The sequence below is a fragment of the Vibrio sp. OPT18 genome (assembly GCF_015163615.1).
Lineage (GTDB): Bacteria > Pseudomonadota > Gammaproteobacteria > Enterobacterales > Vibrionaceae > Vibrio > Vibrio coralliirubri.
Genome location: NZ_JADDYK010000033.1, coordinates 1 through 3,793 on the forward strand (window position 1 = coordinate 1; position 3,793 = coordinate 3,793).

The following is a 3,793-nucleotide window of genomic DNA, read 5'->3' on the forward strand; positions in this document are numbered from 1 at the left end:
GGTGCGACGTTTTCTCATTTCAAATCTCCTCATGGTTGGAGACCTGATCTTATTATTCGCTCTAGGTGATTAGAATGCGGGGTTTATGACGCGCTTACTCTCAAAGTAACCGGCTCTATCGATGTTTTTCAGAAAACAAAAAGCTCGCCATACAATGACGAGCCTTAGTGATTATGGGAGCTTAACGGTTATAAGACCCAAGCATTAACCGATCTAGCCATTAAGACACTTGATCGCGTAAAGCCAATTCAACGTTTTTCAACACTTTGAACTCTTCTCTAGTACAACCGCGCGCCACAGAAACCCAATGGTCGCCAGTTTCATCGGCTCCTTTAAACTCTGCACGCAACTCATATCTTCGCCATGTAACAAACGCCAAAATAAAGGTCAGTGCAAGCATTGGCAAACCGAACTGAGGAACAAATGCCCAAGTCGCCGCTGAGAGTACTAAAGCCAACGAAACGATATTGATTGCGTTTTCTTTAAGACCCAATTGACGAATTTCTAACTGTTTGATTTTACGTAAGCTATACACATCTTTCTTAACTCGAAGTTCATCAGAACTCACTAGAAAGTCTGATGCTTTGTATGACCTACGAAGTCGCACTAAATTCGCTAACCTGTTGCGTGTTTGATTCTTTTTCATCGCCTTTCTCCATGTCATTAAAGGTTAGTAAAAACTAATACAATCATGAAGTTAATGAACGAACGCTTATTTTATAAATCAAACCAATATTAAAATCAAGCTTATACAATTAATAACAGTTATAACAACACCACTTAGTATACAAAACTCAGATAAAAAGAAGGTTTATTGAGGAGTCTACTCATCGTAAATCGATGTACTTTAGTTAGTTGAATATAGGCCGATAATGGTTCCAATAACCGACCAAACATACCAAACGGCGGGCATGATTCCTCCTACTTTGTAACCACTTATTTCAACGCGATTTTTGCGACAAACTTCGTGTTCAAGGAATGCTGAACAATGGTCACATAACGCTCTACTTATCATAGGTTGCATAACTTCCTCGACTCTTATCCATTTGACGTTCAAATATCCTAATCACTCAATTGAACATATCAACATAGCTTATCGATTAAGCAATTGATCTCATAATGTAGAGCCTGTACGCTTACACTATGCACACGGTTACCTAATGGAGATCACGATGAACGAACTACTGACATGCGCTATGGAACAGAAACAACGAACAACGGTAACGAGTTTATTCGCAAGAAATGGATTTAAGATCGCAACGACTGACTTTGATGATGTGACTTTCGAACGTGAAAGTGTGTTGGTCAACGTTCGATTTGATTCCTCTTCTAACGTCGAATCGATTTCAATTCTAAACAACTAACGAGCTCACAAGCAGGTCGCTAAAATAATTGAATGGCCAACATTCGAGTCATTTTAGCGTATCTTGCGACCTGCCCTTTTCTACTTCATCCCCACCCTCTTCTCTTCCAAAAGCCACCGAGTGACAATTAAATCAATAACTCGCAATTCCATGAGCTTGGCTTATATTTATTAATACCCTTTGAACAAAAATTCGAAATGATGCCTATGTTCCTAACTCGGTTAATTTATGTCAGTACGCTTTGTGAAAGTTGCGACTCTCAGGCTTTGAACGACATTCTTCAGATTTCACATGACCGTAATAAGCAGAGCCACTTAACAGGCCTTCTTAGCCACAACGATAAGTATTTTCTTCAATGTATTGAAGGTTCTAGAAGTGCAGTTAATCAAACTTACAATCACATCCTGAATGATAAACGCCACAAAGATGTGATGATCTTGTATTTCAGGGACATAGACTGTCGCCAATTTGGAGATTGGTCTATGGGTGATATCCCTCAATCAAGCCTAACCGAATTGGTGAACTTACAGTTTTCGACATCCAACCAATTCAATCCATATGAGATGTCAGGAGAAAGTGCTTATCGAATGCTTCTAGAGTTAAAGCAAAATTTGCCGTCTGAGTGACAAAACTCAACTTGGAACGATTATTATAGAAGAACCTATGACCAAATAAAGTTTTGTCATTTTGAGTTTAATAAAAGTTTAGATGTGCATCTCACCTTTTATTTTAGGACAAGAATTTAAACTTAAAAGTCCGAGTTGATCATTTTCAATATGCTCAAGTCGAACTCTTCAACAATTAAGTTTAACGCTCTTGATTAATCTCGACGCCCAGTCAACTCAATCGCTTGATCTTGTATATCAATTTGGAATTTCAAACCACCAGAAGATGCTTCATTGCGACCTTGTAATACAGGTTCTGATTCAACACGCTTACAGTAGTCTTATTTGACACAGTTAGGTTCATGTCGATTGTATCTGTGTGATTGCCGTCTGCCGTCAACGAATAGAACCAGATCGCGCTAATCAGAAAATAACGGCAAGAAATAAGAGTGCGGCAATCAGTGAATTATCTAACCTATTCATCATATCCACGGCTTGATAAAGGGTTATTTGTTGACTGATACCTTGGACGCTAAATGACATGTAGGGAAAAGTAAGACTCATCACGAGTGTGATCAAACTGGCCACTGCGTAGGCCATCACTCCTTGCCCCTTACTCGCGCCGATGCTCCACAAAGTATGATGACAACGAGGGCACGACGCCTCACTGCCCGAAGGTAATTCCCGGAACTGACTGACTAACCCACATTCGATGCATGACTTGGTACAAAGAACAGACAATAACGGATCCTCTTAGCGGTTGATAAGCAACTAGACACTAAGACTAACTATAAGTAAGGGTTGGATTTTTTGCCAATATGCACACAATTAAACAAATACAGTATGGTAGAAATGAGAGGTAGAAAGATAAAAGAAGAGATGACCAATTGGCCACCTCCTTTTAATCATTGAACGAATACAAACGGCAACGATTTAACTCGTTGCCGTAGTCACACACTATTTACAGCGTGATCAGTTGTGATTGTTGTTTAACTGATAGAAAGTCACTTGCGCATAATCGCTGTCGTCACTTGAGTTATCTTGCAAATAGATACCTGCTTTGAAGTACATGTAGTTATCTGCATCGTCATAACCGCTGTTACTCATATCCACTTCTTTTGCCGCCAATTCTGAGCCATTTTGACTAATGGTAGTAATCAACTTGTCACCTTCAACAACAATGGAATACGAGAAGGTTTCATCGAGTGCAATTCCGCCACTTGGGTTGCTAGTGCTGTTTAAGTCACCGTCAAAAGTTACCATGTTACCTAAAAGGTTATGCCAAGTTTCATCGCCACCGTTCGATTTCGAGGTTTCATGAGCGAAGTAGATTGCGCCTTTGTCGTTACCTGGCAGTTTATGGTAGTACAGACGAATAGGTTCGTTTTTCTCAGCGTGGATCTGGCCAATCACGATTCGACCCACTTGTTCAGTGTTCGAAGTAGTTGTCGTCACATGATTGATAGCTAACGTCGCATTTAACGTCCCGTCGATACCACCAAAGTCCGACTGGTCACTCGATGGAATAGACGAAAACGTCCAGTTATTGTCTTTACCCGAAGTGGAGTAAGATGTATCACCGCGACGAAGCATTTCTCTTAATTCAGTACGAACATATTTTGTTCCGCTAGATGTAGTCACGCCTTCGACTGGCGTGTAAAACACTAAGCCACCATCACTACCGGTATAGAAGAACTGGTCTTCATAACCTGCATCTAGCGTGTTCTCTTTGATAGAAGTCGCGTAGCCATCACCCTCATCAACGGGAATACTCACATACCAGTCCAGTAAGTCGAAGTTACCTGACGGCGGTAGGTTTGGATC

At 40.6% G+C, this 3,793-nt stretch carries 5 protein-coding genes; 2 read left to right on the plus strand and 3 right to left on the minus strand.

All coding sequences use genetic code 11. The features are described 5' to 3' along the window. Nucleotides 1–220: 220 nt before the first annotated feature. Nucleotides 221–646, minus strand: a complete 426-nt coding sequence (locus tag IQQ51_RS06530) for a hypothetical protein (RefSeq protein ID WP_048614424.1) — start codon at nucleotides 644–646, stop codon at nucleotides 221–223. A 526-nt stretch (nucleotides 647–1,172) separates the two neighbouring features. Between IQQ51_RS06530 and IQQ51_RS06535 the strand changes: the two genes are divergently transcribed. Together IQQ51_RS06535 and IQQ51_RS06540 are read left to right on the plus strand one after the other, a co-directional pair. Then, a complete protein-coding gene (locus tag IQQ51_RS06535) occupies nucleotides 1,173–1,364 on the plus strand; it encodes a hypothetical protein (protein WP_193840640.1) in 192 nt (63 codons plus the stop codon). A 206-nt stretch (nucleotides 1,365–1,570) separates the two neighbouring features. Beyond that, the gene (locus IQQ51_RS06540) at nucleotides 1,571–1,990 is read left to right on the plus strand and encodes a BLUF domain-containing protein (protein ID WP_193840641.1); all 420 of its coding nucleotides are present in this window, start codon (nucleotides 1,571–1,573) and stop codon (nucleotides 1,988–1,990) included. Between the two features lie 402 nt (nucleotides 1,991–2,392). Here the strand turns inward: IQQ51_RS06540 and IQQ51_RS27955 are convergent, their stop codons facing one another. Then, entirely contained in the window at nucleotides 2,393–2,569 is a 177-nt protein-coding gene (locus IQQ51_RS27955) for a paraquat-inducible protein A (protein ID WP_228012726.1), read from the minus strand. Between the two features lie 372 nt (nucleotides 2,570–2,941). Further along, a partial coding sequence (locus IQQ51_RS26755) for a polysaccharide lyase family 7 protein (RefSeq protein ID WP_228012712.1) occupies nucleotides 2,942–3,793 on the minus strand: 852 nt, incomplete at its 5' end.

Bases quoted from the DNA above. Each gene is read 5' to 3' on its own strand.
- IQQ51_RS06530 (WP_048614424.1), bottom strand. From the start codon at position 646: ATGAAAAAGAATCAAACACGCAACAGGTTAGCGAATTTAGTGCGACTT.
- IQQ51_RS06535 (WP_193840640.1), top strand. From the start codon at position 1,173: ATGAACGAACTACTGACATGCGCTATGGAACAGAAACAACGAACAACG.
- IQQ51_RS06540 (WP_193840641.1), top strand. From the start codon at position 1,571: ATGTTCCTAACTCGGTTAATTTATGTCAGTACGCTTTGTGAAAGTTGC.
- IQQ51_RS27955 (WP_228012726.1), bottom strand. From the start codon at position 2,569: ATGGCCTACGCAGTGGCCAGTTTGATCACACTCGTGATGAGTCTTACT.